At 66.2% G+C, this 17,640-nt stretch carries 21 protein-coding genes; 6 read left to right on the forward strand and 15 right to left on the reverse strand.

Features of this window, described 5'->3' with window-relative positions; translation table 11 throughout:
- Nucleotides 1-531: 531 nt before the first annotated feature.
- From AC1D1Y_RS19330 to AC1D1Y_RS19345, 4 genes are read right to left on the reverse strand one after another with little or no spacing between them, the layout of a single operon-like run.
- On the reverse strand, nt 532-825 hold the full coding sequence (locus AC1D1Y_RS19330; RefSeq protein ID WP_477683751.1) for a YciI family protein: 294 nt from the start codon (nt 823-825) through the stop codon (nt 532-534).
- A 38-nt stretch (nt 826-863) separates the two neighbouring features.
- Nucleotides 864-1,970, reverse strand: coding sequence for a lipocalin-like domain-containing protein (locus AC1D1Y_RS19335; protein WP_477683752.1), 1,107 nt, complete (start codon nt 1,968-1,970; stop codon nt 864-866).
- A gap of 7 nt (nt 1,971-1,977) precedes the next feature.
- A complete protein-coding gene (locus AC1D1Y_RS19340; protein ID WP_477683753.1) occupies nt 1,978-3,060 on the reverse strand; it encodes a PLP-dependent cysteine synthase family protein in 1,083 nt (360 codons plus the stop codon).
- A gap of 42 nt (nt 3,061-3,102) precedes the next feature.
- On the reverse strand, nt 3,103-3,378 hold the full coding sequence (locus tag AC1D1Y_RS19345) for a DUF1127 domain-containing protein (protein ID WP_477683754.1): 276 nt from the start codon (nt 3,376-3,378) through the stop codon (nt 3,103-3,105).
- A 134-nt stretch (nt 3,379-3,512) separates the two neighbouring features.
- Here AC1D1Y_RS19345 and AC1D1Y_RS19350 point away from each other — a divergent pair, with 134 nt between their 5' ends.
- Nucleotides 3,513-4,406: a LysR family transcriptional regulator gene (locus AC1D1Y_RS19350; protein ID WP_477683755.1), complete on the forward strand. Its 894-nt coding sequence runs from the start codon at nt 3,513-3,515 to the stop codon at nt 4,404-4,406.
- Here AC1D1Y_RS19350 and AC1D1Y_RS19355 read toward each other — a convergent pair.
- Nucleotides 4,375-5,229, reverse strand: coding sequence for a helix-turn-helix transcriptional regulator (locus AC1D1Y_RS19355; RefSeq protein WP_477683756.1), 855 nt, complete (start codon nt 5,227-5,229; stop codon nt 4,375-4,377). The two genes, AC1D1Y_RS19350 and AC1D1Y_RS19355, sit on opposite strands and share 32 nt — an antisense overlap.
- A gap of 162 nt (nt 5,230-5,391) precedes the next feature.
- Between AC1D1Y_RS19355 and AC1D1Y_RS19360 the strand changes: the two genes are divergently transcribed.
- Both AC1D1Y_RS19360 and AC1D1Y_RS19365 read left to right on the forward strand, forming a co-directional pair.
- The gene (locus AC1D1Y_RS19360; protein ID WP_477683757.1) at nt 5,392-5,832 is read left to right on the forward strand and encodes a DUF4437 domain-containing protein; all 441 of its coding nucleotides are present in this window, start codon (nt 5,392-5,394) and stop codon (nt 5,830-5,832) included.
- Nucleotides 5,829-6,293 (forward strand): DUF4437 domain-containing protein, encoded by a 465-nt coding sequence (locus AC1D1Y_RS19365; protein ID WP_477683758.1) that lies wholly within the window; start codon nt 5,829-5,831, stop codon nt 6,291-6,293. The genes AC1D1Y_RS19360 and AC1D1Y_RS19365 overlap by 4 nt, the downstream gene beginning before the upstream one ends.
- Here the strand turns inward: AC1D1Y_RS19365 and AC1D1Y_RS19370 are convergent.
- Nucleotides 6,271-6,993, reverse strand: coding sequence for a glutathione S-transferase family protein (locus AC1D1Y_RS19370; RefSeq protein WP_477683759.1), 723 nt, complete (start codon nt 6,991-6,993; stop codon nt 6,271-6,273). The genes AC1D1Y_RS19365 and AC1D1Y_RS19370 overlap by 23 nt on opposite strands.
- 19 nt (nt 6,994-7,012) lie before the next feature.
- A complete protein-coding gene (locus tag AC1D1Y_RS19375; protein WP_477683760.1) occupies nt 7,013-7,435 on the reverse strand; it encodes a DoxX family protein in 423 nt (140 codons plus the stop codon).
- Nucleotides 7,436-7,515: 80 nt separating this feature from the next.
- Here AC1D1Y_RS19375 and AC1D1Y_RS19380 point away from each other — a divergent pair, with 80 nt between their 5' ends.
- A complete protein-coding gene (locus tag AC1D1Y_RS19380) occupies nt 7,516-8,427 on the forward strand; it encodes a LysR family transcriptional regulator (RefSeq protein WP_477683761.1) in 912 nt (303 codons plus the stop codon).
- 23 nt (nt 8,428-8,450) lie between these two features.
- Here the strand turns inward: AC1D1Y_RS19380 and AC1D1Y_RS19385 are convergent, their stop codons facing one another.
- From AC1D1Y_RS19385 to AC1D1Y_RS19400, 4 genes are all read right to left on the reverse strand, one after another.
- A complete protein-coding gene (locus AC1D1Y_RS19385) occupies nt 8,451-8,681 on the reverse strand; it encodes a hypothetical protein (protein ID WP_477654260.1) in 231 nt (76 codons plus the stop codon).
- A gap of 155 nt (nt 8,682-8,836) precedes the next feature.
- Nucleotides 8,837-9,412, reverse strand: coding sequence for a diguanylate cyclase (locus tag AC1D1Y_RS19390; RefSeq protein ID WP_477683762.1), 576 nt, complete (start codon nt 9,410-9,412; stop codon nt 8,837-8,839).
- Nucleotides 9,413-9,446: 34 nt separating this feature from the next.
- Nucleotides 9,447-9,917: a hypothetical protein gene (locus AC1D1Y_RS19395; protein ID WP_477683763.1), complete on the reverse strand. Its 471-nt coding sequence runs from the start codon at nt 9,915-9,917 to the stop codon at nt 9,447-9,449.
- A 164-nt stretch (nt 9,918-10,081) separates the two neighbouring features.
- Complete coding sequence (locus AC1D1Y_RS19400) at nt 10,082-12,634, reverse strand: ABC transporter permease (RefSeq protein WP_477683764.1); 2,553 nt, start codon at nt 12,632-12,634, stop codon at nt 10,082-10,084.
- A gap of 156 nt (nt 12,635-12,790) precedes the next feature.
- Between AC1D1Y_RS19400 and AC1D1Y_RS19405 the strand changes: the two genes are divergently transcribed.
- Entirely contained in the window at nt 12,791-13,762 is a 972-nt protein-coding gene (locus AC1D1Y_RS19405) for a threo-3-hydroxy-L-aspartate ammonia-lyase (RefSeq protein ID WP_477683793.1), read from the forward strand.
- A 24-nt stretch (nt 13,763-13,786) separates the two neighbouring features.
- Here AC1D1Y_RS19405 and AC1D1Y_RS19410 read toward each other — a convergent pair whose 3' ends face one another.
- Nucleotides 13,787-13,987 (reverse strand): YqaE/Pmp3 family membrane protein, encoded by a 201-nt coding sequence (locus tag AC1D1Y_RS19410; RefSeq protein WP_477683765.1) that lies wholly within the window; start codon nt 13,985-13,987, stop codon nt 13,787-13,789.
- Nucleotides 13,988-14,313: 326 nt separating this feature from the next.
- On the opposite strand from AC1D1Y_RS19410, the gene AC1D1Y_RS19415 reads away from it, so the two are divergent.
- Nucleotides 14,314-14,775 carry a hypothetical protein gene (locus AC1D1Y_RS19415; RefSeq protein ID WP_477683766.1) on the forward strand — a complete coding sequence of 154 codons (462 nt, stop codon included), beginning with the start codon at nt 14,314-14,316 and terminating at the stop codon, nt 14,773-14,775.
- Nucleotides 14,776-14,812: 37 nt separating this feature from the next.
- Here the strand turns inward: AC1D1Y_RS19415 and AC1D1Y_RS19420 are convergent, their stop codons facing one another.
- From AC1D1Y_RS19420 to AC1D1Y_RS19430, 3 genes are read right to left on the reverse strand one after another with little or no spacing between them, the layout of a single operon-like run.
- Nucleotides 14,813-15,649: an ABC transporter permease gene (locus AC1D1Y_RS19420; RefSeq protein WP_477683767.1), complete on the reverse strand. Its 837-nt coding sequence runs from the start codon at nt 15,647-15,649 to the stop codon at nt 14,813-14,815.
- The gene (locus tag AC1D1Y_RS19425; RefSeq protein WP_477683768.1) at nt 15,649-16,545 is read right to left on the reverse strand and encodes an ABC transporter permease; all 897 of its coding nucleotides are present in this window, start codon (nt 16,543-16,545) and stop codon (nt 15,649-15,651) included. Before AC1D1Y_RS19425 ends, AC1D1Y_RS19420 begins: the two co-directional genes overlap by 1 nt.
- Nucleotides 16,542-17,627: an ABC transporter ATP-binding protein gene (locus AC1D1Y_RS19430; RefSeq protein WP_477683769.1), complete on the reverse strand. Its 1,086-nt coding sequence runs from the start codon at nt 17,625-17,627 to the stop codon at nt 16,542-16,544. Before AC1D1Y_RS19430 ends, AC1D1Y_RS19425 begins: the two co-directional genes overlap by 4 nt.
- Nucleotides 17,628-17,640: the final 13 nt, after the last annotated feature.

The raw sequence follows: 17,640 nt of genomic DNA on the forward strand, positions 1-17,640 counted from the left end.
GCAGTCTGGGTCCCTACGCTTCGCTTCGGGCAACCTGCGGTGCTCGACTACGGCGGGGTCTCGCGCAAACTCGCTTCGCTCAGACAAGCGCGATCCCTGATCCGCCTACGTCTGCGCTCCTCGGCCCAGCCAGGACGGGGCAATCGGGAACGGGAACCGAACACCAAAAACAAAGAAGACAAATACAAACAAGGACTCGCCGTGGCGAGTCCTTGTTTCTTCAGGTATTCGGTATTTGGATTTGRTATTCCWTCCCCACCCCTTGTGGATGCGCCGAGGAGCGGAGGTTCAGGCGGATCAGGGATCGCGTTGTTTGAGCGAAGCGAGTTTAGCGAGACCCCGGCTGGACCGAGCACCGCAGGTTGCCCGTAGCGCAGCGGAGGGACGCAGCAACCAGGGTCGCCTTTTCTTTTGCTTACTTTTMTTTTGGCGAAGCAAAAGAAAAGTGAGTAGCCGCCGGGCTACCCCCGGCCAGCAGAACTAAGAAGAGAACATCAACAATCGATCAAGCAGAGCCCCGGGTGCAAGCTGTCAAAGCACAACCTGCTTATCAGCCAACGCCTTGCCCCAAGTCAGCAACCGATAACCCCGGTACTCAGACACAAAGTAAGGATCATTCTCCACCAGCTCAACGGCACGTTCCCGCGATTCCACCTCCAGCACCCAAAGCCCGCCAACAAACCCCCCACCGGGCGCTTCACGCAAACCACCCGCGATAAGAATCTCGCTTTCATGCGCCCGCAGATAAGCCAGATGCAGCGGCTCGCGCTCCCGGCGCACCGCGAGCATGGAAGGCTTGTCGTCAAAGATGGCTACCCAGCGCATGGACTTCTCCTGTTGAAATGTGAAGGTTGAAGAGGGGCTCACATCCGCAGCGGCTGCGCATACCCCGTCATCTCAAGATAACCCATGCCCACCAGCTTGCCGTTGCTGTCGATCAACTCGCTTAACCCTTCCCAGTAGATCGCGCCGGTGGACTGGCGGCTGTCGAGTTCCTGGTTGTCGATCACGGCGCGCACGGTATAAAAATCGGCGGGAGTGCGCACTATCCACTCCACCGGGTAGCTGGTTTGCGTCAACGGGCTTTTCCAGTGGCGCACGGGCTTGAAGATCACTTCGCCGCGGCTGAAGGTGTAGAGCCCGCCCTTGGGAGAGCGGAAGGAGCCGCCGTCCCACAAGGTGCCGCCGTCCTTGCCGCGCAGCCGGAAGGCGGTGAGGGCGCTGCCGTCGGTGAGGTTCATGCCTATCCAGTCCCAGCCTGCCGCATCGGGGTGCAGGATTTCCTCGCTCCATTCGTGGTCCAGCCAGGCCTTGCCGTTCACGGCAAAATCCTGGCCCTTGAGCCGCAAGCTGCCGCGCACCGCGAGCTGCGGCTGGCTGTAGTAGTAGCTGGCCTGCTTTTCCTCGGGGCCTTTGCGCGACAGGCCCTGCTTGCCCTGCAGCAGCACGTCCTGGGTTTCTTCAAATGCGAGCTTGAGCCCGAAGTCGGTGGACGGAAGTTCTGCGAGGTATTTGCCGCCCTCGGCTTTGAGCGACCAGTCGCGCAGCTTGAGGTCCATGTCGCTTTCGCTAGCTGCTGCCACGCCAAAACCATCGCGTGCGATGCGCTGGTCGTGCCAGAGTTTTTTGCCCTGCACGTCGGTGAGGGCCGCGTGGGCGAAGACCAGTTGTTTGGCGGCGAATTTCGAGGCCATGCCCTGGGTGCCATCCACGCGCGAGCGGAAGAAGGTGAGCTGGAAGCCGAACACGCGCTTGCCCGCTTCGGCGCTGGCCTGGCCCGTGATGTACCACCACTCGGTGCGAAACGCGGGATGGGCGCCGCGGTCGCGCGGGAACACCAATGCTTTCGTGGGCAGGGCCTGCGCCGGGCCCGCGGCGGCGCCCCATCCGGCCAGCGCGGCGCCGGCCAGCAGCATGCCCCGCCTGGGCAGCAGGAGAGGCAAGGCGCGTGTGGACGGCAGCGCAGGCATGGCTTGCTCAGGCAGCAGGCACGGGCCGCATCAGCTCGGCTATGCGCGCCTGGGCGGCCGTGCAGTCACCCATCTTCTCGGCCACCCATTGGGGGTTGTAATAGGTCGGCAGGTAGCGCTCGCCGGAATCGCACAGCAGCGACAGGATGGAGCCCTGTTCGCCGCGCGCCAGCATTTCGTGCGCCAGCGCCAGCATGCCCACCAGGTTGGTGCCGGTCGACGGGCCGACCCGCCGGCCCAGCAGCTGCGACAGCGCCTGCATGGCGGCCATGGAATCCACGTCGGCGACTTCCACCATGCGGTCTATCACCGTGCGGATAAAGCTGGCCTCCACGCGCGGCCGGCCTATGCCCTCGATGCGCGAACCCGCGCCGGTCAGGCTGGCATCGCCGCTGCGGTGGTAGGCGGTAAAGACTGAACCGGCAGGATCGGCCACGCAGAGCCGGCTGTCGTGGCGCTGGTAGCGCACATAGCGGCCTATGGTGGCGCTGGTGCCGCCCGTGCCCGCGCCGACCACGATCCAGCGCGGCACCGGATGCCGCTCGCGCGCCATCTGGGTGAACATGCTTTCGGCGATGTTGTTATTGCCGCGCCAGTCGGTGGCGCGTTCGGCATAGGTGAACTGGTCCATATAGTGGCCGCCGGTTTCCAGGGCCAGCCTGCGGGCTTCGTCGTAGACCTGCGCAGCGCTGTCCACCCAGTGGCAGCGCCCGCCGTAAAACTCGATCTGCGCGACTTTTTCGGGGGAAGTGCTACGCGGCATCACCGCGATAAAGGGCAGGCCCAGCAGCCGCGCGAAGTAGGCCTCGCTGACCGCTGTCGAGCCGCTGGAGGCTTCGACGATAGTCGAGCCTTCATGGATCAGGCCGTTGCACAGCGCATACAGGAACAGCGAACGCGCCAGCCGGTGCTTGAGGCTGCCGGTGGGATGCGTCGATTCATCCTTGAGATAAAAGTCGATGCCGCGCGCCGCGAACTCCGGCAGTGGCAAAGGGATCAGGTGGGTGTCGGCACTGCGCTGGTAGTCGGCCTCGATGCGGACAATGGCGGCGCTAAGCCAGGGGCTGCTGGAGCTTTGAAGGGCGGTCATGGCCCCGATTCTCGCAGCAAGCGGGCCCCGGGTGGCCGGTCTTCAATAGCGGCTGGATTGCCAGGACGAGGGCTCGCCGAACAAGGCCGGAATCTCGCTGCGGCCTATCCCCAGGTCGCTCAGTTCATGGGTGCTCATGGCCAGCAGTTCATCCCGCTGCAGGCGGGTGGGCGCCGGCCCACCCGATGCATCGCCGTGCGACGGCTTGAACCAGGCGCCACCGACTTTGCACAGCGCCGCCGCCAGGCCCGCAAGGCGGTGCAGGCCGGCGGTGAGGCTGAAGCCCGGGGTGACGGTGGGAATGGCGGCGGAAGGCATGGGGTGCTCCTGGTGGGGTGAGGTGTGAATAAAGCCAGGCGCCCATGGTGCAATTTATTCTGGTATTGTGGAAGTTGAGTTTTCTGATTAAAACTATCAGTATTTCTGATGATGTACCTTATGAGGCATCTCTCATGCGTGAATTGAACCTTGACCAGTTGCGCACCCTGGTGGCCATCACCGACCTGGGCACTTTCTCGGCCGCGGCGCAAGGCCTGCACCTGGCGCAACCCACCGTCAGCCTGCACGTGAGTGAACTTGAAAGCCGGCTCGGCACGCCGCTGGTGGTGCGCGGCGGCCGCAAGGTCGAGCCGACACCGGCGGGCGCCGTGCTGGTCGAGCGGGCGCGCCGCCTGCTGCGCGACGCCGACGACGCGGTCGATGCGGTCAAGCGCCACGTCGAAGGCCGCGCCGGCCGCGTGCGCCTGGGCAGCACCACCGGTGTGCTGGTGTATTTTTTGCCGCAGGTGCTCAAGGCCATGGAGCTGGCTCACCCGGACATCGACGTCGAGGTCAGCATCCTGGGCTCGGCCGACACCCTGGAGCGGCTGCTGCAAGGCACGCTGGACGTGGGCTTGGTCGCCACGCCGCCGCCCGCGCAGCGCGGCATGGTGATCACCCACTGGCGCAGCGACCCGATGATGGCTTTTGTGCCCAAGCGCTGGAAGGCGCCCAGGCACGCCACGCCGGCCTGGCTGGCCGGCAAGCCGCTGATCTTCAACGAGACGCCCACCCACATGTACCGCATGACCATGGCCTGGTTTGCCGATGCGGGTTTCACGCCGCGCGCGCGCATCGAGCTCAACTACTCCGAGGCCATCAAGAGCCTGGTCGCGGCCGGCTACGGTGCCGCCGTGCTGCCCCGGGAGGAGTCGCAGGAGGAGTCCCACGTGCGGCATGACGTGCAGTTGCTGCCGCTCAAGCCCGCGCTGGTACGCCACACGGCCATGGTGCACCGGCCGCCGGAAGCGCTGGATGGCGCCACGCGCAACCTGCTCAAGATCCTGGCGAATTTCCGCCAGGCTTGAGCGGGGAGGCGCCTGCGTCGTCTCTTCCTCGCTGCCGGATCTCCTGCGGTGTGACCTGCAAAAGGCGGCGAGTCCAGAGTGCCAGGTGCGAGGCGTGGGCAAAGCCTGCGCCCATCGCGGCGGCGCTGATCGGCATCCCCTGCTGCAGGAAGGCGACGGCCCGCCCCAGGCGGCGCTCGATGATGTAGCGGTGCACCGGTCTCCCGACCGCGTGCCGGAACGCCAGTTTCAGGTAGGACACGCTGGTGCCGGCCACAAGCGCCAGTTCCTCAAGGGTGAGACGTGAGTCCTCCAGGTTGCCCTCGATGTGGGCAAGGAGTTTGCGCAAGCCTTCGTCACTGAACCGGGCCCGGGCGGAGCGGGGTAATGCGCGACGCGACGCGTATGCGTGGAGCAAGCGGGCGCAGATGGCGTTTTCCAGGCTGTCAGCCAGAAACGTCCCGTGGGGCATGCCTTCCATGCGTTCCAGATGCAGCGCACGAATCACCAGCGATATGCGATCGTCATGGACCTGCCTGTGCGGCTGCAGCAGCACACCCGAGGGGTCCAGGTCCATGCCCCGCGCCACGGCCGCGAACGTCTGTGTCGGCAGCCGCAGGCACAGCATCTGGATCGGCGATTCGATATCCCAGCGGCTCTGGGCACCCGCCGGCACGATGTTCATGCCGCCGAGCCTGCGATGAAAACGCGGCATTCCGGGCATGTCCAGGCAGGTCGCGGCAGCCGGGCTGCCAAGGTGCAGCGAAATCCCGTGATTGGCCCGGGCCTGCGCATCGCACAAGCCTGCCGGTTGGACGTGGATGGATGTGAATGTGCTCGCCATGTCGCCGCCTTTCACGCTGGGTGGATTGGCTGATTATGCTTTTCTGGCCGTTTGTGTGCGACATGCGGCCTGCAGGCCGGCACTATCACCGGACCGATGCAAGAACCTCAACTTGCTGCCGTGCCATAACACGGTTGCCATCCCCTTTTTACAGGAGCCCGCATGCAAATCTTGAAGACGCTCACTTTCTTTCCGCTCGCTATCGGCATACCCGTCGCCTGGGCGCAGGGGCTGCAAAACGAATACGTTCCTGCTGACAAGACGCCCTGGTATCGCGAATCGCCGCGAATCCCCGTGCAATTGGCGGCCTTGTGGGGTGACCGCGCCAAAGGCGAGGCGGGCACCCTGTTGAGAGCGCCGCCGGGCTTCAAGAGCGGAGCGCACTCGCACACCGCCGACTACCGGGCTATCGTCGTACGTGGGACCTGGAAGCACTGGGTGCCATCCACCGGCGAGGGCAAGAGCGCAAAGCTCCAGCCCGGGGCTTACTGGACGCAGGTGCACACGCAACTGCACGAAGACGCTTGCATTTCGAAAACACCTTGCGTCATTTTCCTGCTCAACAAAGAGCCCTACACCACGGAATTTCCGGCCGCCAAATGATGAAAAAATCTTCTCTCTATCGCCACATCTGCGCCGCGGCCCTGGTTACCGGACTGGCCACCCCGATGCTCTCCCATGCCGATGCCTTCGACGGCGCGCGCAACCTCTCCGTGCCGTTTGAGCAACTGACGTTCCGGCCGCAAGCGCCCGGGCTGCCGCAGCGCTTGACGGACCTTTGGGGCGACCGCAACCGTGATGGCGGCTTCGGCCAGCTCATTGAACTCCCGCCTGGTTTCCGTTCGCCGGTACATGCGCACAGTGGCGACTACCACGGTGTATTGATCAAGGGCATCTGGCGCCACGAAGACGGAAACGGCACGGGAATCYCCCTGCCGCCCGGGTCCTACGTACGCCAGGCGGGTGGTGACTTGCATGTGGACGGCTGTGTGAGCGAGACACCTTGCCTGCTATTCCTGTTCCAGTTCTCGCGTGCCGACGTCATCTTGCCGCGAGCGGAATGACGGGGGCGCTTGCGCCCATGCCGGTGTTCCCGTTCTCACGCCCCGCGATCCGGCGGGAGAGCTCGGAGCAACGGGCCAGGAAGAAGCGCCGCAGTTCCGAGCCATAGCCGCTGCCCACCGCCTGCTGGACGGACGGGCGTGCGGCGAGGGCGGTGCGCCAGGCGCGCACCTTTGGCAACTGTTCGAAGAATCCGGTCTCGCCCACGTCATCCAGCACATCGAAATAGCGGAACACCGGACCAAACACCGCATCGACCATGCTGAAAGACGTACCGGCGAAATAAGGGCCTTGGTCCGGCAGCACGGCCTCAAGCTGGACGAAGCGGCGCTGGATGTCTTCACGATGCCGCGCCAGGGATGCTGCGTCGGCGGCGTTGTAGAACGCGCCAATGGCATTGAGCAGGGCGGAGCCGAATTCCATCCACGCCCGGTGCCGTGCACGCTGGAGGGCGTCGCCCGGATGCAGGCGCGGCAGCAGCGTGTCATCCAGGTACTCGCAGATCACGGCCGACTCAAAAATCGCGTCATCGTCGACCAGCAGCACCGGAGTCTTGCCCAGCGGCGACACGGCCTTGAACCAGTCCGGTTTGTTCGCGAGGTCCACGTCGCGGCGCCCAAAGGCCACGCCTTTTTCTGTGAGCATGATGGCCGCGCGCTGGACGTAAGGGCATAAGGTGTGGCTGATGAGGGTCAGTGTCATGGCTTGCTCCCTTGCTTGCTCAACGGAGCACCAGCCACTGGCTGCGGCGCGCGGCCCAGGCGCCGTCGCCGAGCAGCCATTGGGCCAGCGAGGCGACTAGCAGCAAAAGCGGGTATTCCCAGCCGCCCTTTGGACTGGTGAACACCCAGCCGTTGGGCCAGTGCACCCAGACGACCACCGCCAGCACAGGCGCCAGCAACAGCGAAGCCTGGCGGCCGTAAAAGCCCAGCAGCAAGGCGGCGCCGCCGGCCAGCTCGGCCGCGACCACAACATAGGCCATGAAGCCGGGCAGGCCGACCGACTCGAAGAACTGTGCCGTGCCGGGCAGTGTGAAGACGAAAATTTTCAGCAGCGCGTGGGTGATCCACATGGTGCCCAGTGCGATGCGCAGCAGCGCGGCGCCGTGGCCGGCGGCGAGGTTTTGGGAGGCGGTGGTCGTCATGATGGCAATGCCCGGTCAAGGGCTGGAGTTAAGGGAGTCGCCACTTTACGATTGCATAAAAGCAATGTAAATTGGCAATCATGAAAGCATCAATTGCAAAATCGCAATACGCGCTCAGCGCTTACGACCTGCAAACCCTGCTGGCCTTGGTGCGCGGCGCCACGCTGGCCGAAGCCGCACGGCGGCTGGGCGCCGACGCTTCCACGGTGTTCCGCTCGGTGCAGCGCATCGAGAAAAGCCTGGGCCAGCGCCTGTTTGAACGCTCCCGCCTCGGCTACTTGCCGACCGAGCCTATGCTGAGCCTCGTGCAGCACGCCGAGCGCATAGAAGCCGAGCTGGAAGCCGCGCGCGCCAGCGCGCAGCGGCCGCATGAAGGCGTGGCCGGCCGGGTGCGCCTCACGACCACCGATGCCGTGCTGCGCGGCCTGGTGCTGCCCTCGCTCAAGCCCTTGCTGGCGCAGCACCCCTTGCTGCAACTGGACCTGCGAACCGGCAACGAACTGGCCAGCCTGAGCCGGCGCGATGCCGACCTGGCCTTGCGCGCCACCCGCAAACCGCCCGACCACCTGGTGGGGCGCAAGCTGGGCACCGTGCGTTTTGTGCTGTGCGGCCTGAAAGCACAGGCCAGGGCCTTGTCATCGGCGAAGAAGCCGCCGGCGCCGGATGCGCTCGCCGGCTTTGACTGGATAGCGCCCGATGAGTCGCTGCCTGAACATCCCTCGGTGCTGTGGCGGCGCAAGCAACTGCCCAAGCTCACGCCGCGCCATTACGCCGACGGCATCGTGGCGGTGATGGATGCGATCAAGGCAGGGTTGGGGGTGGGCATCGTGCCCGTGTTCATGCTGGCCGGCGAACCGTTGCTGGTGCCGCTGGGCGAGACGCTGGAGGGCTGCGAGTCAGACCTGTGGCTGCTGGCGCACGCTGAATCGCGCCACCTGCGCCGCATCGCGGTGGTCTACGATCATTTCGCGGCCAGCGTGCGCCTGGCCTGACCTGTTCGGCAATTTCAAAAAACTCAAAACGAACGGCCCGCGCCGGACGTCCTGAAGACGACTTCGCCGCTGGGGATGTGGACCACGCGCACTTCCTGTCGGGTGGGGTCGGCGACGCTTTTGACGGCGACGGCGACCGCCAGGGAGTAGTCCGCAAAAACATGGTTGGAACTGCTGGGCGGCAACAGGCTGCCCTTGGCCGGGTCGACGTTTTCAATGCGGTAGTCATGTGGCGGTGCTTTGACGGATGCCATGGTGAAGACCTCTATGAAGTGATTTCGATTTCTTGGGTGGTGCCTCCATGGTAGGAGCGCAAAAGGGTGCTGTGATGACAATTGCGGGTCAAAAGCGTGACTTTGAGTAAGCAAAAGAAAGCGCCTCTTGAAGGGCGCTCGCATATTGGCGAAAACTAAAACCCGGGCGGGGCGGGCTTTGCTGTGCCGGCTGTTTCTTTGCGCGCCTTGAGGCTGCGGTACAGCTCTTCGGCGTAGGGCGCGAAGCCCAGGACGGCGGATGYGGCCAGCAGCGCCAGGATGACGGGCGTGGACAGCGGATCGGCCTTCCAGGTCCAGCGCCAGTCGGGCGTGCTCGCCCCGAACAGCGCGGTGAACTGCGGCCAATGGGCAGCCAGCAGCAAGGCGCAGGCGGCCAGCGGAAAGCCTTCCAGGTAGGCATGCACGCTTTGCTCGAAGGGGCCGACATGGCGCCGGCCGGAGGCGTAGTGGAGGTCCCAGTGGCTGGTCAGCGCATGCAGGGCCAGCAGGCCCAGCAAGAGCAGCAACACGGCCGACGTGATCTGCAGGAACACGGCGGCCAGTACGCCCAGGCCCACTTCCAGAATCATCAGCATGTGCAGCAGCGATTCCTTGGCGCCGGTGGTGTGCGCGAGGTCACTGCGGCGGTGGCAGGCCCAGTCCGCCAGGCCGGCAAGCAGCCAGGCCGGCAGCACCAGGTAGAGCAGGATGAAGCGGGTGGGCTCCTGCATGGATGAGCGCGGCCGTCGGTGGGCGCCGGCCCGCTCAGTGCAGGCCCTGGCTCGGGGCGCGCTCCGACAGTTCCAGCTTCTTCATTTCGACGGCCACCGACTTGAGCATCTCCAGCGCGGCCTCGGGCGTCTGCACGATGCCCAGCCAGCCGAAAAGGTGGTGGCGCAGGAACAGCAGAATTTTGCCGGTCAGCGGGTCGCAGGCGACCCAGTGGCGCGGCGTGTAGCAGGGCTCCAGCGCGCACAGCGGCGGGCAGTCCAGCGGATAGGGCGGGTCCAGTTCGGCGCGCAGGCCGGCCATGTCGGTGACCAGGTCTTCGAGTTCCTCGGCTTGCAGGGTCAACGGCTGATCCAGCGACAGCGTCACGCTGCCGTCCTCATTTCGGATGGCCAGCAGGCCGTGGGCCAGCCGTGTGGCGGCGCGCGGAGGGGGCGGCAAGGGGCCGGCCACGCCGGGACGGGCATTGGCGTGGGGCGGGGAATTGACGGTTGTGGGGGTGGTCATCGCGTGCTCCCATGCGTGAAGGGATAAAAGAAGAGGCGAGCTCATGGGAGCCAGTGTGCGGCGCGGGGCGGCCGGGTGGCGTGGGAGACAGGCCTTGCCCGCTGTAGGACGGCGGGGGAGTGTGTACCCAGCCAGCCTCTAATGCGGGCACGCATATGGTGCGGCTACCAGTCTTCCTTGACCGCCAGCACCGCGTCCTTGCCGGCCGCGGCGCGCCCGGCCAGCCAGGCGGTCAGCGTGCCCGCCACCACCACGGCCGCGCACAGCAGGCCCAGGCGCAGCCAGGGCAGCATCAGGTCCATGGTCCAGTGAAAGCTTTGCGGATTCACCACGTAGACCAGCACGGTGGAGACCGCCAGCCCCAGCGCCAGGCCGGCCAGCGCGCCCGTCAGCGTCCAGGCCGCGCCTTCACCGGCCACCACGGCCAGGATCTGCCGCCGCGTCAGGCCCAGGTGGGCCAGCAGGCCGAACTCCTTGCGGCGCGCCAGCACCTGCGCGCTGAAACTGGCCGCCACACCGAAGAGGCCGATGGCGATCGCCACCCCCTGCAGCCAGTAGGTCACCGCGAAGCTGCGGTCGAAAATCTTCAGCGAGGTCGCGCGCAGTTCGCTGACCGACGCCAGCTCCAGCATCGCGCCCGCGCCTGACTGCCGTTCGGCCAGCGCGCGCACCGACTGTTGCACCTGGGCGTCGGCCGCACTGCCGTCCAGCCATAGCGCCAGGTCGTTGGCGCGCTGGTCGCCGGTCAGGCGTTCGAAGTCCCGCCTGTCCATCGCGATCGCGCCGAACTGCCGCGCGTAGTCGCGCCAGACGCCCGCCACATAAAACGGCGATGCCGCCGCGGCCGTGCCGGCGCCGGCCTGCAATGACTGCGAGAGCGGCTGAAAGACGCTGCCTGGGCGCGCGCCATACAGGTCCACCATGGGCTCGCTCACGTAGATGCCCACATGTCCGGGCGGCACCGGCAGCAGCCGGCCCACCAGCGGCAGCGCGGTGGCCGGGTCTTCAAGCGGGCGCGCGACCAGCGTGACGGCCGGCCTGGCCGGGTCCAGCAGCAACTGCACAGTGCGCGCCGCGCCCACGCGCGCCACGCCGGGCAGCTTGCCCAGGGCCTGCACGAACTCCGGCGAGAAATACGCGGTGTCGCTGGCCGAGCTGCCCAGCGCCGTGCGCACGTAGAGGTCGGCCGGCAGCACCACGTCCAGCCAGCGCGTGACCGATTCGCGAAAGCTCGCCACCATCGCCGTCAGTGCCACCGCCAGGCTTAACGACGCCACCACGCCGCTCACGGCCACGGCCGCGCTTTCGCGCACGCGGCGCGCGCGCTCCACCGCCAGCAGCGGCAGGAGGCGGTCGGTGACATGCGGGCTGAGCCTGTCGTAGAGCAGCGCGATCAACCAGGGCAGGGCCGTGATGCCGCCCACCAGCAGCAGGCCCACGGACACATAGGCCGCCAGCGGAATGCCGAACAGCGGCGGGACCAGCGCGAGCAGGCCGCCCGCCGCGATCAGGGCGATGCTGAGCCAGTGGCCCTTGCCGCCGCCGGCGCTCGCGCCCAGGCCCTTGAGTGTTTGCGCGGGCGGCAGCTTTTGCGCGGCCCGCGCCGGCCACCAGCCGCCCACGGCAGCCGCCAGCACGCCCAGCGCGCCGTAGGTGAAAGCCGCCGCGCCGCTCCACTGCAGGCTGGGCGCGACGCCGGAAAAGTAGCCCCCGCCCAGGTCGCCGCCCAGCAGCCGCAGCGCCAGCGCGGCCAGCGCCGTGCCCAACGCGATGCCCAGCACGCTGCCGGCCAGGCCCAGCAGCACGGACTCGGCCAGTACCAGTTGCAGGCGCTCGCGTCCCGTCAGCCCCAGCACGCCCAGCAAGGCGAACTGCTGCGCGCGCTTGGCCACGCTGAGCGACAGCACCGAGAAAACCAGGAAGGCGCCGGTGAACAGCGCTACCAATGCGAGCACCGTGAGGTTGACGCGGTAGGCGCGCGAAAGGTTGCTGACGCGCTCGGCCGCGTCGCCCGGCGCGGTGGCGGTGATCCCGGGCGGCAGTTGCAGCGAGGCGATGAAACGCCGCGCCTCGGCGCCGGGCTTGAGCCGCAGGTCTATGCGCGAAAGTTGGCCGCCCTTGCCGAACAAGTCTTGCGCGGCGGCGATGTCCATCACGGCCAGCGGCCCGCCGCCCGTGCCCACGCTGCCGGCCACGGTCACCTCGCGCAGTTCGAGGCCGCTTTGCAGGCGCAGCGAAGGACTGCTGAACAGCTGCCGCGCGGCCGGGTTCAGGAACACCTGGCCCGGTGCGAACAGCGCGAAGCGCCCCGCGTCGCTGGAGGGCACGGGCATCAGGGCCGGCGCCATGGCGGCCACCGCCAGGGCGTCCACGCCGATGATGCGCAGCGGCAGGCGTTCAGCCTTTCCGCCCGCGGATGTGGTGAGCGCATAGGTACTGAGCTCCAGCACCGGGCTGGCCAGGGCCACCTGCGGGTCGGCGGCCACGCGGCGGTAGAGGTTCTCGTCAAAGCCGCCTTGCACGGCGCGCAGCTCCAGGTCGGGCTGGCCGTTGACGGCGCGCACCGCCTGGGAGAATTCGCTGAGCGCCGAGGCGTTGATCAGCTGCACCGAAAACGCCAGCGCCACGCCCAGCATCACGGCCGCCACCGCGGCGGCGTTGCGCCAGGGGTGGTGTTGCAATTCCCGCCAGGAGAAACTAGAGAGCAGGGCGCGCATCGCCTCATTGTGCCCGCAGCGCCGCGAAGGGCTTGAAACGAGAACAGGGAATCTGTACCGGTACAGAAAAGGCCGGTCTGCTTCTGCCGGGAAAACCCCGCCTTCGTTTAAGCTAGCCCCTGAACTTTTCGTCCCGCCATGAAAGCCTCCTCCGCCATGCAACTCCCGACCTATGACGACGTTATTGCCGCCGCCGCGCGCATTGAAGGCCATGCGCACCGCACGCCGGTGCTGAAATCGGCCACCGCCGAGGCGCGCTGGGGCGCCGAATTTTTCTTCAAATGCGAAAACTTCCAGCGCATGGGCGCCTTCAAGTTTCGCGGCGCCTTCAACGCGCTGTCCAAGTTCGATGCCGCGCAGCGCAAGGCCGGCGCGATCGCCTTCTCGTCGGGCAACCACGCGCAGGCGGTGGCACTGTCGGCGCGCATGCTGGGCATGCCCGCGGTGATCGTGATGCCGCAGGACGCGCCCGCCGCCAAGCTGGCCGCCACGCGCGGCTATGGCGCCGAAGTGGTGCTGTACGACCGCTTCACCGAAGACCGCGAGGCCCTGACCAAGGGGCTGGCCGCCGAACGCGGCATGACCTTGATCCCGCCCTACGACCATCCCGACGTGATCGCCGGCCAGGGCACGGCCGCCAAGGAGTTGTTCGAGGAAGCCGGCACGCTGGACCGCCTCTACATCTGCCTGGGCGGCGGCGGGCTCACCAGCGGCTCGGCGCTGGCCGCGCGCGCGCTGGCGCCGAAGTGCAAGGTTTACGGCGTCGAGCCGGAAGCCGGTGACGACGGCCTGCAGTCGCTGCGCGCCGGCCGCATTGTGCGCATCGCCACACCCAAAACCATCGCCGACGGAGCGCAAACACAGTACCTGGGCGACTACACCTTCGGCATCATCCGCCGCGACGTGGACGACATCCTCACCGTGAGCGATGCGCAGCTGGTGGATGCCATGCGTTTTTTCGCCGAGCGCATGAAGATGGTGGTCGAGCCCACCGGCTGCCTGTCCTTTGCCGGCGCCTGCAAGGCGCTCGAAGCGAATCCGCCCGCGAAGGGCGAACGGATAGGCGTCATCGTGAGCGGCGGCAACGTCGACCTCGCGCGCTACGCGGAGCTGCTGGCGCCGCGCTGAACCGGCGCAAGGGCCGGGGCCGTGTCAGGTTTTGCCCTGGCCGGCCAGCGCCGCCTTGATTTTCTGGTCTGTCTTGTACTGGCTCAGTGCATAGACAGCCCAGATCGTGGCCGGCAACCAGCCGATCAGCGTCAGCTGCAGCACCAGGCAGAAGATGCCCGCGAACGGCCGTCCGATCGTGAAGAAGGTCAGCCACGGAAGAACCAGCGCAATCAACAGTCTCATTTTTCTCTTCCTTTTCGGTTTTCAAATCATGCCCGCCGGTCACGGCCGGCATCCGCCACTCGCTCGCTTCGCCGCGCGTGAGCCTACTTTACTGTTACTTTTCCGTCGGCGTTCAAAGGTGAAAACGGGCTAAGCCCCGGAAATCCAACAAACAATACCCGCGCCAAGACAATCTTCGTGGGTGTGGCTGGGGAATTCGAATACGGTTCAGGGTTTTTAAAACCATGTTCAGAACCGACTACCAAAATCCCTTGCGCCGCATCACCCGCGTCGACTCCGACCGCGAGAGAAGCTGGCGAGTCTGTGTCCGGCGCTATGGGCGGACCGTGACCAGGGCATTCACCGACCTGTGCTACGGCGGCAAGCGCAAGTCGCTAGCCGCCGCCAAGATTTACCGGGATGCGCTGGAGGCGCACATCGCCTCATTTGACGCGGACCATCGCCAGTGGCGCCGTGCGCAAAAAACCAGAGGCAATTCATCGGGAACGGTGGGCGTGGCACGCTACTTGGCTGCCTCCAAAAAACCGGGCGGCACGCCCGCGCCCTATTGGCAGGCTTTTTGGCTGGATGCGTGGGGCAAGCGCCGGCGTAAAAACTACCGGGTGGGAATCCATGGCGAGAGGAAAGCCAAGCGCCTCGCCCGGGAGGCTTATGCCCAGGGCCTGGCCGAAGCGCATGCCGCCCTCCAGCGCAATGCCTTGCTGGAACAGCAACCCCCCCGCCTTGGCAAAGAACACGAGCCCCTGCTGTTTGCCGCCGCATTTGCCGCCGAGTCGCTGCGGCCTTGAAGTCCGGGCCGCGGTGATTCCGGTGCGAGCAGGGCGCTCAAGCCTTGCGATCGGCTTCCCTGGATTTCCCAATGAACTGCGTCACGGCCAGCATCAGCGAAGTGCTTGCCACGATCAGGGTGGAAATGGCCGCGATGGTCGGATCCACCTGGTCGCGCAAGGCGTTGAACATATTGCGTGTGAGTGTGGAGTTGTCGCCGCCGGAGACGAACAGCGAGACGATGATTTCATCAAACGACGTGAGGAAGGCCAGCACCGCACCGGTGAAAATGGAAAAACGGATCTGCGGAAAAGTCACCAGCCGGAAGGCTTCGAGCCGCGAGGCGCCCAGGCTGCGCGCCACCATCTCCTGGTTGAGGTCAAAGGTTTTGAGGGCCGAGCTGACCACCATCATGACCACCGGGATGGCCAGCATGCTGTGGGCCAGCACCAGCCCCGTCAGCGTGTTGACGAGTTGCAGCTTGACGTAGGCGTAGAACACGCCGATGCCGATCAGGATGACGGGTACCACCATGGGCGTGAGCAGCAGCAGGGTCAACAGCCCGGCGTGGCGTAAGCGCGAGACCAGCAGGCCGTAGGCCGCCATGGTGCCCAGCGGCGTGGCGACCAGGGCCGTCAGCACGCCGGCTTTGAGCGAGGTGGCGGTGGCCTGCATCCAGGAGGCCGAGCTGAAGTAGCTTTGGTACCAGCGCAGCGACCATTGCCGGGGCGGAAATTCCAGGTACTGCGAATTGGAAAAACTCATGGGGATGACCAGCAGCGTGGGCATGACCAGGAAGATCATGACCAGCGCCGCGATGACGTAAAGCCACAGCCGGCCGCCGCGGCTGATCTGGGTTTCGGTGACGGGCCGGCGCAGCCAATTGCTTTTCATCACGTCCCCCTGTCGCGCAAGGCGTCTTCGAGCTTGACCAGGCGCGAAGCCGCGAGGATGAGCAGCAGCGTCAGCACCAGGAGCACCACGCCCAGCGCGCTGGCGGCACCCCAGTTGAAGAAGATCTCGATGTCGTTGGCAATGCGGCTGGACACCATGATGACCTTGCCGCCGCCCAGCACCGCGGGCGTGATGTAAAAACCCAGGCAGAGGATGAAGACGATCAGCGAGCCGGTCACCAGGCCGGGCATGGACAGCGGGAAGAATATCTGCCAGAAGGTCCGCGTCGGTGATGCGCCCAGGTTGGCCGCGGCCTTGAGGTAGTCGCGGTTGATGCCGCGCATGCAGGCATATAGGGGCAGAACGATGAAGGGCAGCATCACGTGCACCGTGCCGATCAGCGTGCCGGTCAGGTTGTGCACCAGTTCCAGCGGCTCGTTCCACAGGCCCAATTCCATCCCCCAGCCGTTGATGAGGCCGCGCCGCTGCAGCAGCACCAGCCATGCGTAAGTGCGCACCAGCAGCGAGGTCCATAGCGGCAACAGCACCGCGATCATGCAGAGATTGGCCGCGCGCTTGGGAAGTTCCGAGAGGAAATAGGCCAGCGGGTAAGCCAGCAGGATGCAGATGCCGGTGGTCAGGAAACTGACCTGGAAGGTGACCCAGAAGGTGCGCGCGTAGGAGGGTTGTTCCCACATGCGCCGGTAGTGCTCCAGGCTGAAAGTGCCGGCGTCGGACAGCACCGAAAGGTAAAACAGCCAGCCCACGGGCAGCACCATGATCGCGGTGACCAGCAGCACGGCGGGAGATACCAGCGACAGCAAGGCCATGCGCTCGCGGCGCCGGCTGCCCCTGAGCGCTTCGGCGTTCGGCGCCGGGTCCAGCGCGGTGTTCATGCTGCGCTTTCCCGCGGCAACAGCACGGTGTCGTCAACGGCAAGGCCCAGCGTGATCATGTCGCCGGCCCCGGGGCAGGCATGGCCGGCGTTGCTGCCCGAGGCGCCGCGCACACTGACCACGCTGCCATCGGCCAGGGCCGCCTGTACCAGCGAGCTGTCGCCCTGGTAGACGGTGGCCTGCACGCGGGCGTTGAGGATGTTCATGCCCGCGCCCATACCGCCGGCCAGGATCTTCAGGCGCTCGGGCCTCAGCATCAGCAAACGCGGCCCGTCGCCGCCAGGGTGGGAAGCTACTGTGAGCGCCGCGCCGTTCAGCATCACTCTGCCTTCGCGCACGGCGACGGGTACAAAGCTCGACTCGCCGATAAATTCCGCCACGAAACGATTGGCCGGGCGCTCGTACAGTGCACGCGGCGTGTCGAGCTGCACGATGCGGCCGCCGTTGATCACGGCGACCCGGTCGGACATGGTCAGGGCCTCCCGCTGGTCATGGGTGACGTAGACGGTGGTCATGCCCAGCTTGTCGTGCAGCTGGCGCAACTCGATCTGCATGTGTTCGCGCAGCTGTTTGTCCAGGGCCGACAGCGGCTCGTCCATCAGCATGATGCGCGGCTCGAACACCATGGCGCGCGCCAGGGCCACCCGCTGGCACTGCCCGCCCGAGAGCTGGTGCACACCGCGTTCGCCATAGCCGCCCAGGCGCACCATCTCCAGCGCATGCTCCACGCGGCGCGCCATCTCTTCGCGCTTGACGCCGCGCAGCCTGAGCGGAAAACCCACGTTGCCGGCCACCGTCATGTGCGGGAACAGGGCGTAGTTCTGGAACACCATGCCCACGTCGCGCTTTTGCGGCGGCATGCAAATCACCTCGGTCTCGCAGAACTTGAGGCTGCCGCTGTCGGGCCGGGTGAAGCCGGCCAGCACCGTCAGCAGCGTGGTCTTGCCCGAGCCTGATGGGCCCAGCAGCGTGAGGAATTCGCCGCTTCGGATATCCAGGTCGACGTGGTCCAGGGCATAGGCGGAGCCATAACGCTTGGTCACTTGCCGGAGGGTGATGGGCAGCGACGACTTGTTGCTCATGAATCCGCCTTCT

The organism is Polaromonas sp. P1_G1, from assembly GCF_056405595.1.

Bases quoted from the DNA above. Each gene is read 5' to 3' on its own strand.
- AC1D1Y_RS19345 (WP_477683754.1), bottom strand. From the start codon at position 3,378: ATGCCTTCCGCCGCCATTCCCACCGTCACCCCGGGCTTCAGCCTCACC.
- AC1D1Y_RS19355 (WP_477683756.1), bottom strand. From the start codon at position 5,229: ATGGCGAGCACATTCACATCCATCCACGTCCAACCGGCAGGCTTGTGC.
- AC1D1Y_RS19360 (WP_477683757.1), top strand. From the start codon at position 5,392: ATGCAAATCTTGAAGACGCTCACTTTCTTTCCGCTCGCTATCGGCATA.
- AC1D1Y_RS19380 (WP_477683761.1), top strand. From the start codon at position 7,516: ATGAAAGCATCAATTGCAAAATCGCAATACGCGCTCAGCGCTTACGAC.
- AC1D1Y_RS19400 (WP_477683764.1), bottom strand. From the start codon at position 12,634: ATGCGCGCCCTGCTCTCTAGTTTCTCCTGGCGGGAATTGCAACACCAC.
- AC1D1Y_RS19420 (WP_477683767.1), bottom strand. From the start codon at position 15,649: ATGAAAAGCAATTGGCTGCGCCGGCCCGTCACCGAAACCCAGATCAGC.
- AC1D1Y_RS19350 (WP_477683755.1), top strand. From the start codon at position 3,513: ATGCGTGAATTGAACCTTGACCAGTTGCGCACCCTGGTGGCCATCACC.
- AC1D1Y_RS19385 (WP_477654260.1), bottom strand. From the start codon at position 8,681: ATGGCATCCGTCAAAGCACCGCCACATGACTACCGCATTGAAAACGTC.
- AC1D1Y_RS19375 (WP_477683760.1), bottom strand. From the start codon at position 7,435: ATGACGACCACCGCCTCCCAAAACCTCGCCGCCGGCCACGGCGCCGCG.
- AC1D1Y_RS19340 (WP_477683753.1), bottom strand. From the start codon at position 3,060: ATGACCGCCCTTCAAAGCTCCAGCAGCCCCTGGCTTAGCGCCGCCATT.
- AC1D1Y_RS19405 (WP_477683793.1), top strand. From the start codon at position 12,791: ATGCAACTCCCGACCTATGACGACGTTATTGCCGCCGCCGCGCGCATT.
- AC1D1Y_RS19370 (WP_477683759.1), bottom strand. From the start codon at position 6,993: ATGACACTGACCCTCATCAGCCACACCTTATGCCCTTACGTCCAGCGC.
- AC1D1Y_RS19410 (WP_477683765.1), bottom strand. From the start codon at position 13,987: ATGAGACTGTTGATTGCGCTGGTTCTTCCGTGGCTGACCTTCTTCACG.
- AC1D1Y_RS19395 (WP_477683763.1), bottom strand. From the start codon at position 9,917: ATGACCACCCCCACAACCGTCAATTCCCCGCCCCACGCCAATGCCCGT.
- AC1D1Y_RS19425 (WP_477683768.1), bottom strand. From the start codon at position 16,545: ATGAACACCGCGCTGGACCCGGCGCCGAACGCCGAAGCGCTCAGGGGC.
- AC1D1Y_RS19335 (WP_477683752.1), bottom strand. From the start codon at position 1,970: ATGCCTGCGCTGCCGTCCACACGCGCCTTGCCTCTCCTGCTGCCCAGG.
- AC1D1Y_RS19430 (WP_477683769.1), bottom strand. From the start codon at position 17,627: ATGAGCAACAAGTCGTCGCTGCCCATCACCCTCCGGCAAGTGACCAAG.
- AC1D1Y_RS19330 (WP_477683751.1), bottom strand. From the start codon at position 825: ATGCGCTGGGTAGCCATCTTTGACGACAAGCCTTCCATGCTCGCGGTG.